The sequence below is a fragment of the Xanthomonas sp. NCPPB 1826 genome, assembly GCF_056725285.1.
On the sequence record NZ_CM161521.1, the window covers coordinates 2,793,161 to 2,809,702 of the forward strand.

At 64.5% G+C, this 16,542-nt stretch carries 17 protein-coding genes; 7 read left to right on the forward strand and 10 right to left on the reverse strand.

What is annotated here, in order from left to right; translation table 11 throughout:
• Positions 1–40: 40 nt before the first annotated feature.
• The gene (folD, locus tag AC1PLA_RS11775; protein ID WP_481104584.1) at positions 41–925 is read right to left on the reverse strand and encodes a bifunctional methylenetetrahydrofolate dehydrogenase/methenyltetrahydrofolate cyclohydrolase FolD; all 885 of its coding nucleotides are present in this window, start codon (positions 923–925) and stop codon (positions 41–43) included.
• 49 nt (positions 926–974) lie between these two features.
• On the opposite strand from folD, the gene AC1PLA_RS11780 reads away from it, so the two are divergent.
• The gene (locus AC1PLA_RS11780; RefSeq protein WP_481104585.1) at positions 975–1,295 is read left to right on the forward strand and encodes a DUF1244 domain-containing protein; all 321 of its coding nucleotides are present in this window, start codon (positions 975–977) and stop codon (positions 1,293–1,295) included.
• A 127-nt stretch (positions 1,296–1,422) separates the two neighbouring features.
• On the opposite strand, the gene AC1PLA_RS11785 is transcribed toward AC1PLA_RS11780, so the two are convergent.
• The 9 genes from AC1PLA_RS11785 to cmk form a co-directional block, all read right to left on the reverse strand.
• Positions 1,423–3,279 carry a monovalent cation:proton antiporter-2 (CPA2) family protein gene (locus tag AC1PLA_RS11785; protein WP_481104586.1) on the reverse strand — a complete coding sequence of 619 codons (1,857 nt, stop codon included), beginning with the start codon at positions 3,277–3,279 and terminating at the stop codon, positions 1,423–1,425.
• Positions 3,280–3,451: 172 nt separating this feature from the next.
• Positions 3,452–4,345 (reverse strand): UTP--glucose-1-phosphate uridylyltransferase GalU, encoded by an 894-nt coding sequence (gene galU / locus AC1PLA_RS11790; protein ID WP_016903544.1) that lies wholly within the window; start codon positions 4,343–4,345, stop codon positions 3,452–3,454.
• Positions 4,345–6,252: a polysaccharide biosynthesis protein gene (locus tag AC1PLA_RS11795; RefSeq protein WP_024939212.1), complete on the reverse strand. Its 1,908-nt coding sequence runs from the start codon at positions 6,250–6,252 to the stop codon at positions 4,345–4,347. Before AC1PLA_RS11795 ends, galU begins: the two co-directional genes overlap by 1 nt.
• A 13-nt stretch (positions 6,253–6,265) precedes the next feature.
• Positions 6,266–7,243, reverse strand: a complete 978-nt coding sequence (locus AC1PLA_RS11800) for an MraY family glycosyltransferase (RefSeq protein WP_481104587.1) — start codon at positions 7,241–7,243, stop codon at positions 6,266–6,268.
• Positions 7,243–8,421 carry a lipopolysaccharide assembly protein LapB gene (gene lapB, locus AC1PLA_RS11805; protein WP_016903547.1) on the reverse strand — a complete coding sequence of 393 codons (1,179 nt, stop codon included), beginning with the start codon at positions 8,419–8,421 and terminating at the stop codon, positions 7,243–7,245. Before lapB ends, AC1PLA_RS11800 begins: the two co-directional genes overlap by 1 nt.
• A gap of 6 nt (positions 8,422–8,427) precedes the next feature.
• Positions 8,428–8,733 (reverse strand): lipopolysaccharide assembly protein LapA domain-containing protein, encoded by a 306-nt coding sequence (locus tag AC1PLA_RS11810; protein ID WP_016903548.1) that lies wholly within the window; start codon positions 8,731–8,733, stop codon positions 8,428–8,430.
• Between the two features lie 65 nt (positions 8,734–8,798).
• Positions 8,799–9,110: an integration host factor subunit beta gene (locus tag AC1PLA_RS11815; RefSeq protein ID WP_016903549.1), complete on the reverse strand. Its 312-nt coding sequence runs from the start codon at positions 9,108–9,110 to the stop codon at positions 8,799–8,801.
• 88 nt (positions 9,111–9,198) lie between these two features.
• Positions 9,199–10,884, reverse strand: coding sequence for a 30S ribosomal protein S1 (gene rpsA, locus AC1PLA_RS11820; protein WP_016903550.1), 1,686 nt, complete (start codon positions 10,882–10,884; stop codon positions 9,199–9,201).
• A gap of 183 nt (positions 10,885–11,067) precedes the next feature.
• On the reverse strand, positions 11,068–11,751 hold the full coding sequence (cmk, locus tag AC1PLA_RS11825; protein WP_046342939.1) for a (d)CMP kinase: 684 nt from the start codon (positions 11,749–11,751) through the stop codon (positions 11,068–11,070).
• A 172-nt stretch (positions 11,752–11,923) separates the two neighbouring features.
• Here cmk and ykgO point away from each other — a divergent pair, with 172 nt between their 5' ends.
• The 6 genes from ykgO (at position 11,924) to AC1PLA_RS11855 (ending at position 16,461) form a co-directional block, all read left to right on the forward strand.
• On the forward strand, positions 11,924–12,049 hold the full coding sequence (gene ykgO / locus AC1PLA_RS11830; RefSeq protein ID WP_005913193.1) for a type B 50S ribosomal protein L36: 126 nt from the start codon (positions 11,924–11,926) through the stop codon (positions 12,047–12,049).
• A 239-nt stretch (positions 12,050–12,288) separates the two neighbouring features.
• On the forward strand, positions 12,289–12,612 hold the full coding sequence (locus tag AC1PLA_RS11835) for a hypothetical protein (protein ID WP_024939217.1): 324 nt from the start codon (positions 12,289–12,291) through the stop codon (positions 12,610–12,612).
• A gap of 92 nt (positions 12,613–12,704) precedes the next feature.
• A complete protein-coding gene (locus AC1PLA_RS11840; RefSeq protein WP_481104588.1) occupies positions 12,705–13,739 on the forward strand; it encodes an agmatine deiminase family protein in 1,035 nt (344 codons plus the stop codon).
• Positions 13,740–13,819: 80 nt separating this feature from the next.
• Positions 13,820–14,704 (forward strand): carbon-nitrogen hydrolase, encoded by an 885-nt coding sequence (locus AC1PLA_RS11845; protein ID WP_016904714.1) that lies wholly within the window; start codon positions 13,820–13,822, stop codon positions 14,702–14,704.
• 4 nt (positions 14,705–14,708) lie between these two features.
• Positions 14,709–15,236: a GNAT family N-acetyltransferase gene (locus tag AC1PLA_RS11850; RefSeq protein WP_184352485.1), complete on the forward strand. Its 528-nt coding sequence runs from the start codon at positions 14,709–14,711 to the stop codon at positions 15,234–15,236.
• Positions 15,229–16,461, forward strand: a complete 1,233-nt coding sequence (locus AC1PLA_RS11855; protein WP_051750033.1) for a TraB/GumN family protein — start codon at positions 15,229–15,231, stop codon at positions 16,459–16,461. Before AC1PLA_RS11850 ends, AC1PLA_RS11855 begins: the two co-directional genes overlap by 8 nt.
• Positions 16,462–16,542 lie beyond the last annotated feature (81 nt).

A 16,542-nucleotide genomic window follows, 5' to 3' on the forward strand; every position in this document is an offset into this window, starting at 1 on the left:
CGAAGACACAACGCGACTGCAATGCAGCGTTACACGCGCCTCAGCCAGCCGCGTCGGCCGCTTCCAGCGTGTTCTGCATCAGCGTGGCGACCGTCATCGGCCCGACTCCACCCGGCACCGGCGTGATCCAGGCCGCACGTTGCACCGCTGCGTCGAAACCGACATCGCCGACCAGGCGGCCGTCGTCCAGCCGATTGATGCCGACATCGATCACCACTGCGCCCGGCTTGACCCATTCGCCCGGAATCAGGCCCGGGCGACCGACCGCCACCACCAGGATGTCGGCATTGCGAACGCTGGCTTCCAGCACCTCGGGCGGGGTGAACTTGTGGCAGCTGGTGACCGTGCAACCGGCGATCAGCAGCTCCAGGCCCATCGGCCGGCCGACGTGATTGCTCACGCCCACGATGGTCGCGTTGCGGCCGCGCACCGGCTGATCGGTGTGCCCCAGCAAGGTCACGATGCCGCGCGGCGTGCACGGACGCAGGCCGAATTCGCGCAGCGCCAGGTGCCCGACATTCTGCGGATGGAAGCCGTCGACGTCCTTGCGCGGATCGATGCGCTGGATCAGGCGATTGGCATCGGGAATCCCCGGCAGCGGCAGCTGGATCAGGATGCCGTGGATCTTGGCGTCGGCATTGAGCTGGTCGATCAGCCGCGCCAGTTCGGCCTCGCTGGTGCCCTGCGGCAAATCGTAGTCGAAAGCCTCGATGCCGACCTTTTCCGCCGCACGCCGCTTGTTGCGCACATACACCGACGAAGCCGGGTCGCCGCCGACCAGCACCACCGCCAGCCCGGGGCGCGTCTTGCCGGCGGCCAGGCGCGCATCCACGCGCAGCTTCAGCCCGTCGAGCAATTCCTCGGCGATGCGGCGACCATCGAGAAGGCGGGCCGGAGCAGAGGCAGCTGGCGCGGAAACGGTCATGGGGCGTCAGGTGTAGAGTCGAAGGCCGTCTATTGTCCCCGATTCCGTCATGACCGACACCACCTCGACACCCGATTCCATCACCACGTCCATCGAAGCGGCCGCATTTCGCCGTCTGTTGCAGCATCTCAACCAGCAGCGCCCGGATGTGCAGAACATCGATCTGATGATCCTGGCCGGCTTCTGCCGCAACTGCCTGGGCGACTGGTACCGCGAAGCCGCCGAAGTGCACGGCCAGCCGATGAGCAAGGAGCAGGCGCGCGAAGCGGTGTACGGCATGCCGTTTGCTGACTGGAAACAGCAGCACCAGAAAGATGCCACACCCGAGCAACTGGAAGCCTTCGCGGCCGCTCAACGCCGGCACGGCTGAGCCGGTCGACTTGTCAGCTCAGGCCGGCAGCTTGGTGCCGGCCGCTCTATCACCAAAGGTTTTTTCTCGACCAGCCGAGGCAATCCCAGCGCCGAACCCGCTTCGGTGCTCGCCAGCCACACATGACTCAGTCGCGGGTCACGGCTTCGGGCTGAGTGGCCTGCGGCACCGCATCGGGATTGAGCGTGCGGCTCTCCCGCCGCGGCGGGGTGAACGGCGTGGGCTTGGGCACGGTGGGCGTGAGATTGCCGTACATCAGCCCTGCCACCGCACCGGCACGCGTATTGCCGGCTGCAATCTCCAGTTCGAAACGCTCGGCATCGCGACGCCGGATCTCGCGCGCGATGGTGACCGCCTCGTCCTCGTCCACGCCCAGCTCGACCAGGGCCGCCTGCCCGAACGCCACTGCCGACTCAAAGGTCTCGCGAATCTGGTAGTCCACCCCGGCAGCGACCAACTGCAATGAGTGCTCACGGTCGAACGAGCGCACCAGCAACCTGGCGTGCGGGAACTCCTGCCTTGCCAGCTCGACGATGCGATTGGCCGCCTCGCGGTTGTCGATGCACACCGCGATCGCGCGTGCGCTGTGCGCACCGGAGGCATGCAGCACATCGAGCCGGGTGCCGTCGCCGTAGTAGATCTTGAAACCGAACTGTTCTGCGCTCTGGATCATCTCGATGTCGTTATCGATGATGGTCACATCCACATCGCGCGCCAGCAGTGACTGGCTGGCAACCTGCCCGAAGCGCCCGAACCCGATGATCAGCACGCTGCCGGTCTGGCCACTGACGGCTTCCACGCCTTCCAGCGACGGCTGGGCGGCCGGCGTCAGCCGTCGCTGCAACAGCACGAACAGTGGCGTCAGCGCCATCGACAACACCACGATTGCCGTCAGGCTGGCGTTGACCTGCGCGTCGATGACGCCGGACGCCGATGCTGCCGCGAACAGCACGAAGGCGAACTCGCCGCCCTGCGCCATCAGCACGCCACGATCCAGCGCCTGGCGATGGTCGCTGCGCATCAGCCGCGCCACCGCGTAGATGCACACGCCCTTGCCGAGCATGAGCGCCAGCACACCGGCAACGATCAGCCGCCAGTCTGCCGCAACCACACGCAGGTCCAGGCTCATGCCGACGCCCAGGAAGAACAACCCGAGCAGGATGCCGCGGAACGGCTCGATATCCGCCTCGATCTGATGCCGGAAAGTGGATTCGGACAGCAGCACACCGGCCAGAAACGCGCCCATCGCCATCGACAGCCCGCCGACCTGCATCAACAGCGCCGCGCCCAGCACCACTAGCAAGGCCGCCGCCGTCATCACCTCGCGCGCCTTGGACGCGGCCAGGATGCGGAACAAGGGATTGAGCAGCCAGCGCCCCGCCACCACCAGGCCGACGATGCAGGCCAGACCGATGCCGATGTCCTGCCAGCGTTGCGTGGCCGCCTGCGGGTCGCCGTTGGCGCCCATCCAGGCCACGATCGCCAGCAGCGGCACGATCAACAAGTCCTCGAACAACAGGATCGCCACGATCTTCTGACCCGGCGGCAAGGCGACATCGCCCCGCTCCGCCAGCAACTGCATCACCACCGCCGTGGAGGTCAGCACGAAGCCGGATGCGGCCACGAATGCCACCGGCGGCGCGAAGCCGAGCAACAGGCCGATGCCGGTCAGCACCAGCGCGCACACTGCGATCTGCAGCGTCCCCAGGCCGAAGATCTCCTTGCGCAGGCTCCACAGGTGCGATGGCCGCATTTCCAGCCCGATCACGAACAGGAACATCACCACGCCCAACTCGGCCACGTGCAGGATCGCCTGCGGGTCATCGAACAGGCCCAGGCCGAACGGACCGATCGCCAGACCCGCGGCCAGGTAACCCAGCACCGAGCCCAGGCCCAGACGTCGGAACACCGGGATGGCGACCACGGCAGCGCCCAGCAGGGCCACCACGTTGATCAGTTCGCTGGATTCGGCAGGCTGGCTCATGCCAAGGATTCTAGCGGCAGGCGCGCACCACGGACCTGCACCAGAGTGCGCAGTTTGCAAAGCGGCCTGACGTGTCGATCAGCCAGCGGCACGGCGTTCTCGCCCAGCGAGGCCACAAACGACGAACGACGCCAGATGGCGTCGTTCGTGGATGCAGGCGATGGCCAGGCAATCAGCCGCGCGCGTCGGCCTCGGCCAATGCGGTGCGCAGGATTTCCTTGGCCGGCCCGCCATGCTTTTCGTGCTCAAGCGCGAAATGCACGGTGGCCTCGATCAGGCCGATATGCGCGCCGCAATCGAAGCGACGGCCTTCGAAGCGATAGGCGTCGACGGTTTCCTGCTGCAGCAGTCCAGCGATCGCATCGGTCAGCTGGATTTCGCCACCAGCGCCGGCGCCGGTTTCTTCAAGCAGTTCGAAGATCTTCGGGTTGAGCACATACCGGCCGACCACGGCCAGATTGCTCGGTGCCACTTCCGGCTTGGGCTTTTCGACGATGGCGTTGATGCGCCCCTTGCGACCATCGAACGCATCAGTGGCCACGATGCCGTAGCTGGCGGTCTTGTCGTGCGGCACATCCTCCACGGCGATGACGCTGCCGCCCGAGGCTTCGGCCACATCGGCCATCTGGGTCAGCGCACCGGCACCCCGGTTCCAGATCAGATCGTCCGGCAGCAACACCGCGAACGGCTCGTCGCCGACCACGGCCTTTGCACACAGCACGGCGTGCCCCAGGCCGAGCGCTTCGGCCTGCGTCACGAAAATGGCGCGCACGCCTTCCGGCAAGGCATGCCGCACCAGCTCCAACTGTTCGAGCTTACCGGCGCGCTCGAGCTTTTGCTCCAGCTCGTAGGCCTTGTCGAAGTAGTCGGCGATCGAGTGCTTGTAGCGATTGGTCACGAAGATCAGCGTGTCGCAACCGGCCTGGATGGCCTCGTCAACGGCGTACTGGATCAAAGGTTTGTCGATGATTGGCAGCATTTCCTTCGGCACCGTTTTGGTTGCCGGAAGAAAGCGGGTCCCAAGACCTGCGACGGGGAATACGGCCTTGCGAATACGCTTGCTCATTAAAGTCTTCTGACCTCACGTGCGGGGAATGGAACGACCGTATCAGATCGCGCGTCGACTTTCCGTCGAGCAGCCGCAAAATCCGGCATCAGACTGCCGAGCACAGTCTCCATCGCCTTGATGTCATAGCGGTTAACCGCCTCACGCAAGCGCGTCACCAGCTGCAACACCTGCTCGTGCGAGAACTCGCGCACACCGGCTTCCAGAATCTTGGGATGCGCGGTGGGGCGATAGTCTTCGTCCGAATAGAACAGGGTTTCGTGCAGCTTCTCGCCCGGACGCAGGCCGGTATAGAGGATCGCCACATCCTTGCCGGGCTGCTTGCCGGCGAGACGGATCATCTGCTCGGCGAGCAGGCGGATCGGCACCGGCTCGCCCATGTCCAGCGTATAGATCGCGCCATGCGAGGCGGAGGCCGCGGCCTGCACCACCAACTGGCAGGCTTCCGGAATGGTCATGAAGTAACGCGTCACATCCGGATGGGTCACCGTGACCGGGCCGCCCTGGCGGATCTGCTCGCGGAACAACGGCACCACGCTGCCGGCCGAATCCAGCACGTTGCCGAAACGCACGGTGATGAAGCGCGTTGGCGCATCGCGTGCGTCCAGGCTCTGGCAGATCATCTCCGCATAGCGCTTGCTCGCTCCCAGCACGTTGACCGGCTCGACCGCCTTGTCGGTGGAGATGAAGACGAAGGTCTCGATGCGTGCACGCTGGCAGGCGCGCGCTACGTTTTCGGTGGCCAGCACGTTATTGCGTACCGCCTCGCGCAACTGCTCTTCCAGCAGCGGCACCTGCTTGTAGGCCGCGGCATGAAAGACGGCATCCGGCAGCGCGGTGTTCAAGGCATGCGCGACCACCGCCGGGTCGCCGCAATCGCCCAGTACACGGACCACTTCGATATCCGGGAACAACCGACGCAGGTCCGAATCGACGGTCAGCAACGCCAGCTCATCGATCTCCAACAGCACGATGCGGCGCGCACCGTGCCGGGCGCACTGGCGGCAGACTTCCGAACCGATCGAGCCACCCGCGCCGGTCACCATCACCGTCTTGTTGGTCAACCAGTCGCGAATCAAGCGCCAATCCGGGGTAACCGGCTTGCGGTTGAGCAGGTCCTCGATCGCGACTTCCTTCAACTCGCCAGGCAACGAGCGCCCTTCCAGCACGTTGATCAGCTTGGGCACCATCCGGAACGGCAGCCCGGTACTTTCGCAGATGGCCACCACGCGCTGCATGCCCGAGGCATCCAGCGACGGAATCGCGATGACCAGCAGTTTGGCCGCCGTCTCCTTGGCGATGGCTGCAGCCTGGTCCAGGTTGCCCAGCACATTCAGGCCCTGGATCTTGGCGCCATGCAGATTGTTGGCATCGTCCAGATAGCCGACCGGCACAAATGCGCCGGTGCGGCGCAGATCACGGACCAGACCTTCGGCGGCGCGACCTGCGCCAAGGATCAACACGCGCTGCGCGGCATCGCCGGAGTGCGCGATCTGGTAATCCTTCCAGGCGCGGTACAGCAGCCGCGGCGTACCCAGCAGCGCCGACAGTGCGAACGGATAGACGACCAGCACCGACAACGGCACCCCATCAAGGCGGTCATAGGACAGCGCCAGCACGATCGCGACCAGGCCGAGAAAACTCGACTTGAAGATGTTCCACAGGTCCGGCACCGAGGCGAATCGCCACAGCCCGCGATACAGGCCCATCTTCCAGAACACCAGGCCCTGCGCGACCAGAACCACGGCAGTGCGCCAATCCCACAACGGCAGATCGGGAGCCTCGCGCAGCATGGAGTAGCGGCCGGCGTGCAGCAGCTGCCAGCACACCCACACCATCAACAGGTCATGCAGCACCACCGCTGCTTGCGGCAGGGCTTTGGTCAAACGGTCACGCCAGGAAATCATAAAAGTCCATTACTCAGGAATTGCGCAGTCCATCGCGCAGAAAAAGCCAGATTGCGGTGGCACCCACGCCCCATACCAGGGCTCCGGACACTTGCAGCCAAATTGCATCATGACGAATTAACACATACAAGCAGACGGCAGCCACGCTGAAAGCGAAATAAATACCGGTTACCGGAACGTGCGTCTCAAGCCTGCGTGCCAGACGCTGATAGAGATGTTGGGCATGCGGCTCCCACCACCGTTGTCCGGCGAGCATGCGAGACAGCAGCGTGAAGCCGGCGTCTACAAGAAATGCTGTCAATGGCAACCAACTGATCCACCAACTTACCTGCCCGCTCGCTACCGTGAGTGCGAGCAACGCAGCCAGCACATATCCCAAGGCACCACTGCCGCCGTCACCCAGAAAGATCCGCGCACGCGGAAAGTTGAACGGCAGAAATCCCAGGCAGGCTGCGGCGACGGCAAGGCCGGCCCAGGCCCAGGCGCCAGGCACGACGGCAGCAAAGGCCAGCGCGGCCAGGGCCGCCTGGCTGCTGGCCAGGCCGTTGATGCCATCCATAAAGTTCCAGACATTGATCAACACCACCGACGCCATGGCGGTGAGCACACCGTCCCAGAGATTGCCGGTGTGATGGCTGACCAGCCAGCCCAGCATGACGGATGCCAACAGATGAATCGCAAAACGCAGCCTGGCCGAGAGCGGACGATGGTCGTCCCACCAACCCACCCCGGCCACCAGCACCAGCCCGGCCGCGAACCAAGCCAGGATCGGGCCTGCCGCCGGCCAGAACACGCCGGCCGCCACGCACCCGAACAGCAGCGCCGCCACGATTGCCATGCCACCGCCACGCGGGGTGGCGACCACATGGCTGCGGCGTTCGCCCGGATGATCGAGCAGCCGCCGATGCAGCGCGTAGCGCCGCAACAACCAGGTTCCCAATGCCGCGACCGTCAGGTGCGACAGACACCACCACAGCCAGGCCTGCGGCATCAGACCACCGCGTAGTTCAACAGCGGCTTGACCGTGCCCCATTCCTTGCAACTCGGGCATTGCCAGTGGTGCGTCTTCGCGCCGAAGCCGCAGCGGGTGCAGCGGTAACTCGGGTTGCGCACCAGCAACTGGTCGGTGATGTGCTTGAGATCCTGCAAGGTGCCGACCGGGTCGCTGCCTTCGGCCAGGGTCAGGTCGATCAACGCCGATTCGCCGCGGACCGATGGCCGATCCTTGAGCTGACGGCCCAGATAGGCCAACGCCGGCGCCACGCCATCCTGCGCTTCCATCAGCTGCGTCAATGCCAGCACCGGGGCAATGCCGCGATAGTGCTCGGTCATCTCGGACAGGAAATTACGTGCGCCGGCGATATCGCCGACCCGGCGATACGCCGCCATCAATGCAGGAATGATCTCCGGCAGGTATTCCGGATCATGCCGCGCAGCACGTTCGAACGCGCGTACCGCCGCTTCGTCGTGTCCGCGCTCGGCTTCGATGCGTCCTTCCAGAATGCCGGCGCGCACCGAGGTGCCATCGGCCTGGTAGGCGCGTGCGATCGCCTGCAATGCTTCGTCGGGCTTGCTCAGGCCGCGATAGCGGTCGGCCAGCTCGCACTCGAATTGCGAGATCAGCTTGCCCATCGGCTCGCCGGTGACTTCTTCGTAACGGGTGGCGTTGTCGATCGCCTTTTCCCAATCGCGCTCGGCCTGATAGATGCCGATCAGGTGACGCAGCGCCTGCGGCGCACGCTGATCCAGTTGCGCCAGTTCGGTGAATACGGTCTCGGCGCGATCCAGCAGACCGGACTTCATATAGTCCTCGCCCAGCGCCAGCAAGGCCTGCACGCGCTGCTGATCGGTCAGGTCGGCGCGTTGCACCAGGCCCTGATGCAGCCGGATCGCGCGGTCGACCTCACCGCGACGGCGGAACAGATGCCCCAACGCGACCTGGGTCTCGAAGGTTTCCTTGTCCAGTTCTGCGATATGCAGAAACAGCTCGATTGCCTTGTCCGGCTGCTCGTTGAGCAGATAGTTCAGGCCGCGAAAGTAGGTGCTGGACAGGCGACTGACCTGGGTATCGCCGTGGCGTTGGCCACCGCGGCGGCCAACGACCCAGCCCCCCAGCGCTGCCAATGGCACGAACAGGAAGAACCAGATCCACTCGGTCAGAAAGTCCATACGCGCTTACAGTCCATCAAAGGGGCGCGGCTCGACTGCGGCAGGCGTGATCGGCCTGGCGTCGGTGCGACTGACTGCAACCGCCTTGTTGGCCTGGCGCAGTTTGGAATAGAGGGGAATGACCACACTGACCAGCACCATGCCGGCACCGATCAACACACCGACCAGCAGCGCGACAATGATCGCGATTCCGGAGGTGGTGTGCACACTAGAGAAAAGGAAGTCGAGAGTGACGTCCTGGGAATTGACCGCACCGATGATCAGACCGACCAGCAGGAAGGCCAACATCACCAGCAAGCGAAACACCTTCATGGCCAGACTCCGTCAAAAGAGGCTTAGCTTAACCGAGCCGACATAAACGCAGCGGCAGAATGACCTCAGTCAGCCGCATCCAGCAGATCGACCGGGACCACGGAGCTGACACGCTCGCGCAATTCCTTGCCAGGCTTGAAATGCGGAACATGCTTGCCCGGCAACGCGACCGACTCGCCGGTCTTCGGATTACGGCCAAGACGTGGCGGGCGGTAATGCAGCGAGAAGCTGCCGAACCCGCGGATTTCGATCCGATCACCATCGGAGAGCGCCTGCCCCATCATTTCCAGCAGCGATTTGACTGCCAGATCCACGTCGTCCGCCTTCAGATGCGCTTGACGTCGCGCCAGGATTTCAATCAATTCGGACTTGGTCATGGGAAGACTTGCTTTTTTCGACTGACACATCGGAATCGGCCCGGGCAAGCCCGGGCCGATCCATCACGCTCTTGCGAGCGCTACGCGCTTACTCGGACTTGTTGCTGTTCAACTGTGCACGCAGCAGCGCGCCCAGCTGGGTCATGCCACCGGATGCGGCCGAAGACTGGTATTCCTCCAGCGTTTCGCGCATTTCGGCATCGTCCTTGGCCTTGATCGATAGCTGCAGGGTGCGGCCCTTGCGGTCCATGCCGACGAACTTGGCTTCGATCTTGTCGCCGACCTTCAGGTGCTGGGTCGCATCGTCCACACGCTCGTTGGCGATGTCGCGCGCAGCGACGTAGCCTTCGATGCCATCGGCCAAGTCGATCGTGGCGCCCTTGGCATCCACTTCACGCACCACGCCTTCGACCTTCGAACCCTTCGGGTTGGAAGCCATGTACTGGCCGAACGGATCCTGCTCCAGCTGCTTGACGCCCAGGCTGATGCGCTCACGTTCCGGATCGACTGCCAGCACAACGGCTTCCAGCGTGTCGCCCTTCTTGTAGTTGCGCACGACATCTTCGCCGGTGGTGTTCCAGCTGATGTCGGACAGGTGGACCAGGCCGTCGATGCCGCCGTCCAGACCGATGAAGATGCCGAAGTCGGTGATCGACTTGATCTGGCCGGACACCTTGTCGTTCTTCTTGTGGGTGGCAGCGAAGGTTTCCCACGGATTGGCGGCAACCTGCTTCATGCCCAGCGAGATGCGGCGACGCTCCTCGTCGACATCCAGCACCATCACTTCGACTTCGTCACCAACCTGCACAACCTTGGACGGGTTGACGTTCTTGTTGGTCCAATCCATCTCGGAGACGTGCACCAGACCTTCGACGCCCGGCTCGATCTCGACGAATGCGCCGTAATCGGTGACGTTGGAGACCTTGCCGAACACGCGGCTGTTGGCCGGGTAACGACGTGCGATGTTGTCCCACGGATCTTCGCCCAGCTGCTTCAGGCCGAGGCTGACGCGGTTACGCTCGCGATCGAACTTCAGCACGCGCACGTCCAGCTCGTCGCCGACGTTGACGACTTCGGACGGATGGCGCACGCGCTTCCAGGCCATGTCGGTGATGTGCAGCAGGCCGTCGATACCGCCCAGGTCCACGAATGCGCCGTAATCGGTCAGGTTCTTGACGACACCCTTCAGGATCGCGCCTTCCTGCAGCTTGTCCATCAGCTGCTCGCGCTCTTCCGAGTGCTCGCTCTCGACCACGGCACGACGCGAGACCACCACGTTGTTACGCTTGCGGTCCAGCTTGATCAGCTTGAACTCAAGTTCCTTGCCTTCCAGGTAGGCCGGGTCGCGCACCGGGCGCACATCCACCAGCGAACCAGGCAGGAACGCGCGGACATCCTTGATGTCCACGGTGAAACCACCCTTGACCTTGCCGCTGATGCGGCCGGTGATGGTTTCGTTCTTTTCCAACGCCTCTTCCAGCTCGTCCCACACCATTGCGCGCTTGGCCTTCTCGCGCGACAGCACGGTCTCACCGAAGCCGTTCTCGATGGAATCGAGGGCAACCTTGACCTGGTCGCCTACGCCGACATCGATCTCGCCAGCGTCATTACGGAACTGCTCGATCGGCACGATGCCTTCGGACTTCAGGCCAGCGTTGATCACCACCACGTCGCCGCGCACTTCCACGACGGTACCGGTGACGATCGAGCCCGGCTTCAGCTTCGCCAGATTGGCTTGACTGGCTTCGAACAGTTCAGCAAAAGATTCTGTCATTTGAATTTTACTCAGTTGAACACACGGGCGTTGATCGTCGGATGCGACAGATGCCAAGCGCCCAGCCTGTTGGTCGACTCCGGACAGCGAGTCGGTTAAGTAGTAATAGAACCGCCACACGGGATGTGCGACGGAGCCTTGGAACGCCTTACGGTCGGCGGGACATGCCCGCTTGCGGAACGCTTACGACGACGTGCGAGCGGCTAACAACCCGACCACACGCTGGACGACATCCTCGATCCCCATTCCGCTGGTATCGATCAGCACGGCGTCTTCGGCCGGCCGCAATGGCGCCACCACCCGCTGCGCATCACGGGCATCTCGAGCCATGATCTCGCGCAGCAGGTCGTCAAAGATAACCGAAACACCCTTTTCCATCAACTGTTTATGGCGACGGCCCGCACGTTCTTCGGCACTTGCGGTCAGAAACACCTTGAAGGCGGCATCGGGGAAGATCACCGTGCCCATGTCGCGCCCGTCCGCGACCAGGCCGGGCGCCTGCCTGAATGCGCGTTGGCGCTCCTTCAGTGCGCTGCGCACCTCGGGAATGGCCGCAATCGCCGAGGCCAGTGCACCGGTGGTCTCCAGACGCAGCTCGCCGGTGGCGTCCACGCCGTTGACCAGCACCCGCAACCCTGCTTCGCCGGCGTCGTCGAACTCCACCTTAGTATCGAAGGTGCAGCGCACCAGCGCGGCCGGGTCGGAGACATCCAGATCGGCCCAGCTCGCCGCCACGCCCACCGCGCGATACAGCGCGCCCGAATCGAGGTAATGCCAGCCCAGCCGGGCGGCCACAATCCGGCTCACGGTGCCCTTGCCGGCGCCGGAGGGACCATCGATGGTAAGGACGGGCGAAAGGTCGGTCATTCAGGTTTCCGGAAGGTCATCAGGCGGTAGTGTAGCGCCGCTCGCGGGCATTGCGATGCAACCACTTGAAAGCACGACGAAAAGCCGGTTAGAATTGCCGGCTTAATTCCGGGTGCACCCTCGATTGCGGGCACTCTTCCATCGAATCCAACCGTTTACGCCGAGGTGTGCCATGAAAGTCCTGTCCTCCCTGAAGTCTGCGAAGACCCGTCACCGCGACTGCAAGGTGGTCCGCCGCCGCGGCAAGGTCTTCGTGATCTGCAAGTCGAACCCGCGTTTCAAGGCGCGTCAGCGCTAAGCTTTCGCCGCGCGTGCAAGACCCGAGAAAGCCGCCTTCGGGCGGTTTTTTCTTGGCCGATGCTTCACGCCGACGATTGCCTCATGCAGGCTGGAATGCGCGGCCGCCCGGCCGGCTCCGCGTAACGGCCGCGCTGGCAGACATCCGGCGCGGCGTTGGGTAACACCGCTCTGCAAGCACGCTGGCCCTGGTTTTGCTGTAATCACCATCCGAATCTTGTCCACTGGGGAGTAGATGACATGCGCAACCGTTTGTTTGTCCTGCCGCTGATCGCGCTGATGGGGATCAGTGCCGCTGCGTCGGCCGATACGCTGCTGATCGACCGCGCACAGCAGAAGCCTGCCGCTGCCCTGCCCTTGCGCGGCGACAGCATGAGCCAGGTCGAAGGCCGTTATGGCGCGCCGCAGGAAAAGCTGGCGCCGCGCGGTGGCCAGAAGCGCCAGTGGCCGACGATCCACCGCTGGGTGTATCCGGCCTTCACCGTGTACTTCGAAAAGAGCCGGGTGATCGACGTGGTGGCCAACCAGGCCGATGCCAACGAGATCGGGCCCAAACCTCTTTGATGCGAGTCCCTCGCAAGAGCCCGCACATCCATGTGCGGGGATTTGAATTAACAGCCTGGGCTCGCCTGGGCATTGATGGGTAATTTTCAGGTATGACCGATCGCGTTCGCTTTCCTGCCGAGTGGGAATCTCAGTCCGCCGTGTTGATTGCGTGGCCGCATGCGGGCACCGATTGGGCCGAGCGTCTTGCCGAGGTGGAAGAAACCTATATCGCGCTGGTCACGGCGATTTCCCGTTTCGAGCCGCTGATCGTGTGCGTGGCCGATGACGACCTGCAGATCTACGCGGAAGCGCGGCTGCGCTCGGCACGGGTGGACATGGCGCAGGTGCGCTTCGTGGTTGCGGCCTACAACGACACCTGGCTGCGCGATTCGGGCCCGATCACGCTGCGCAAGGACGGCGGTTTCCGCCTGATGGATTTCCGCTTCACCGGCTGGGGTGGCAAGTTCGAGGCCAGCCTGGACGATCAGTTGGTCACCTCGCTGGATGCGGCGCAGGTGTTTGTGCCCTCGCAGGTGCAGACGGTGGACTTTGCACTGGAAGGCGGCGCGATCGAGACCGATGGTGCGGGCACCTTGCTGACCACCTGGAAGTGCCTGCACGAGCGGCATCCGCAGCGCACGCGCGAGTCGCTGAGTGCCGATCTTGCCGCGTGGCTGGCGCAGGACCGCGTGCTGTGGCTGGATCACGGCTATCTGGAAGGCGACGATACCGATGCGCATATCGATACGCTGGCGCGCTTCGCCGGCCCGGATGCGATCGTCTACCAGGGCTGCGACGTGGCCAGCGATTCGCATTACACCGAACTGCAGGCGATGGGCGCCGAACTGGCTGCGTTGCGCAAGGCCGATGGGCAGCCGTATCGGCTGTTCGTGTTGCCGTGGGCGGAGCCGATCCTGGACCAGGGCCGGCGTCTGGCCGCCTCGTACGCCAACTTCCTGATCGTCAACGGTGCGGTGCTGATGCCGGCTTACGGCGACAAGGCCGATGCGGGCGCGCAGGCGGTACTGGCCGAGGCGTTTCCGCAGCACGTCATCGTGCCGGTGCCGTGCCGCCCATTGATCTGGCAGAACGGCAGCCTGCACTGTCTGACCATGCAGCTGCCCGCCGGTCTGCTGGCTGCCTGAGTCACTCCTGTTCCGGCCGGCAGGCCGGTGTTACACCATCGCGCGCTACCTTAGTGCGTCACCTAGCTGGACGAATCGCCATGACCCGTCATCTCCTTCCCGTCGCGCTGATCCAGGAGCGCAACCACGGCGACGCCGCGGCCAATCTGGCCATCATCGAATCGCGCGTGGCCGAAGCCGCCGCACAGGGCGCCAAGCTGGTGCTGCTGCAGGAACTGCACAACGGTGCGTATTTCTGCCAGCACGAGTCGGTGGACGAATTCGACCTGGCCGAGCCGATCCCCGGCCCCAGCACCGAGCGGCTGGGCGCGCTGGCCAAGCAACACGGCGTGGTGCTGGTGGCCTCGTTGTTCGAGCGCCGCGCAGCCGGGCTGTATCACAACACTGCGGTCGTGTTCGAAAAGGACGGCCGCCTGCTCGGCAAGTACCGCAAGATGCATATCCCGGACGACCCGGGCTTCTACGAAAAGTTCTATTTCACCCCGGGCGATCTGGGCTTTGCGCCGATCGATACCTCGGTCGGCCGGCTCGGCGTGCTGGTGTGCTGGGACCAGTGGTACCCCGAAGCGGCGCGCCTGATGGCGCTGGCCGGTGCGGAACTGCTGCTCTACCCCACCGCGATCGGCTGGGATCCGGATGACCAGCAACCCGAGCAGGAGCGCCAGCGCGATGCCTGGGTACTCAGCCATCGCGGCCATGCGGTCGCCAACGGGGTGCCGGTGCTGTCGTGCAACCGCGTCGGCCATGAGCCCTCGCCGTTGGGCGCGTCGGGCATCCAGTTCTGGGGCAACAGCCATGTGCTGGGGCCACAGGGCGAGTTCATCGCCGAAGCCGGACAGGACCCGACGGTGCTGGTGTGCGACGTCGACCTGCAGCGCAGCGAACACGTGCGCCGCATCTGGCCGTTCCTGCGCGATCGCCGTATCGATGCGTATGGCGACCTGCTCAAGCGCTACATCGACTGACCGCATGCCTGTCGAGTTGCGCGAAGTCCGCGACGCGGACATCCCGGCCATCACCGCGATCTATGCGGAGCAGATTGCCGGGGTCAACAGCTACGAATACAGCGCACCATCGCGCGATGAGATGGCTGCACGGGTGCGCGCGGGCGTGGATGCCGGCTACCCCTATCTTGTTGCCGAGCGCGATGGCGTGGTGGTCGGCTATGCCTACGTCGGCGCCTATCGCGCACGCGCCGGCTACCGCTGGACCGTCGAGAATTCGATCTATCTCGCCAGCGGCGCGCAGGGCCACGGCATCGGCAAGGCCTTGCTCGGCGAGCTGATCGCACGCTGCCAACAGCGCGGCTATCGACAGATGATTGCGGTGATCGGCGATGCCGACAACCTGGCATCGCGACGGCTGCATGAACGTTTTGGTTTTCGCACGGTCGGAGTGTTCACCGGTATCGGCCGCAAGCATGGTCGCTGGCTGGACGGCGTGCAGATGCAACGCGCGCTCGGCTCCGGTGACACCGCCCCTCCTTCTGATGAATGACCCCATGACTGAGCAAACCACCCACGTTCTGGACGATGCGCTGTCCGGCCAGCCGCATCGCATCGTCGAACGCGATGGCGTGCGCTATACCCTGCTCGGCACCGCGCATGTCTCGCTGGCCAGCGTGGCCGCGGTGCAGCGGGCGATCGGCAGCGGCCGCTACGACGCGGTGGCGGTGGAACTGGACGCGCAGCGCCTGCAGGCGCTCAGCGACCCGGATGCCCTCGCCCGCCTGGACCTGGTGCAGGTGATTCGCAAGGGCCGGGTGGCCTTGTTTGCGGCCAACCTCGCCCTGGCCGCCTACCAGCGCCGCCTGGCCAAGCAGCTCGGTATCGAGCCGGGCGCGGAATTGAAGGAAGCGGTGAACCTGGCGCGCGCGCAAGGCCTGCCGGTGCACCTGATCGATCGCGAAGTCGGCTTGACCTTCAAGCGCGCGTCCGGGCGGCTGGGATTCTTCGGCAAGATGAAACTGGCTGGCGGCCTGCTTGGCGGCCTGTTCGCGGCCGACGAGGTGGGCGAAGAGGAAATCGAAAAGCTCAAGCAGGGCGACATGCTGGAGGCCAGCTTCGGCGACTTTGCCAGCGAAAGCCCGGAGCTGTACGAGACCGTGATCGCCGAGCGCGACCAGTACATGGCCACGCGCCTGCGCGAGGAAGCCACCACCGATCAGCGCGAGATCCTGGCGGTGGTCGGTGCAGGACATCTGGCCGGGCTTGCACGCCACCTGGAGCAGGACACCGCCGCACCCGGCCCGTTGCGCGAGTCGCTGGAATACGTGCAGCAGCGCAAGCGCATTCCGTGGATCACGCTGGGCATCCTGGCGGTCATCATCACCGGCATCGGCATCGGGTTCTGGCGCGGCGGCCTGAGCATGGGCGCAGACCTGTTGTTGCAGTGGGCGATGTATACCGGCGGACTGGCCGCGCTGGGCTGCCTGCTGGCCGGCAGCCACCCGTTGAGCATCCTCACTGCGGCGGTCGTGGCGCCCTTCAAGCCGTTCCGCCTGAGCGTGCCGACCGGTGCGTTCGCCGCCCTGGTCGAAGTGCATATGCGCAAGCCGGCCTATGGCGATTTCCTGTCGCTGCGCGACGATGCGCAGACCTTGCGCGGCTGGTACCGCAATCGCGTCTCGCGCGTGGTGCTGACCTTCCTGCTGACCAACTTCGGCAGCATGGCCGGCGTGTGGCTGGCCGGTGTGCAGATCTTCAATCGCCTGCATGGGTGAGCGTGGCGGCGCTGCAATCTGCAGCTTCTCGTAGGAGCGCACCTGGGCGCGATGGGGCGTTATCGGTAAAGCCCATCGCGC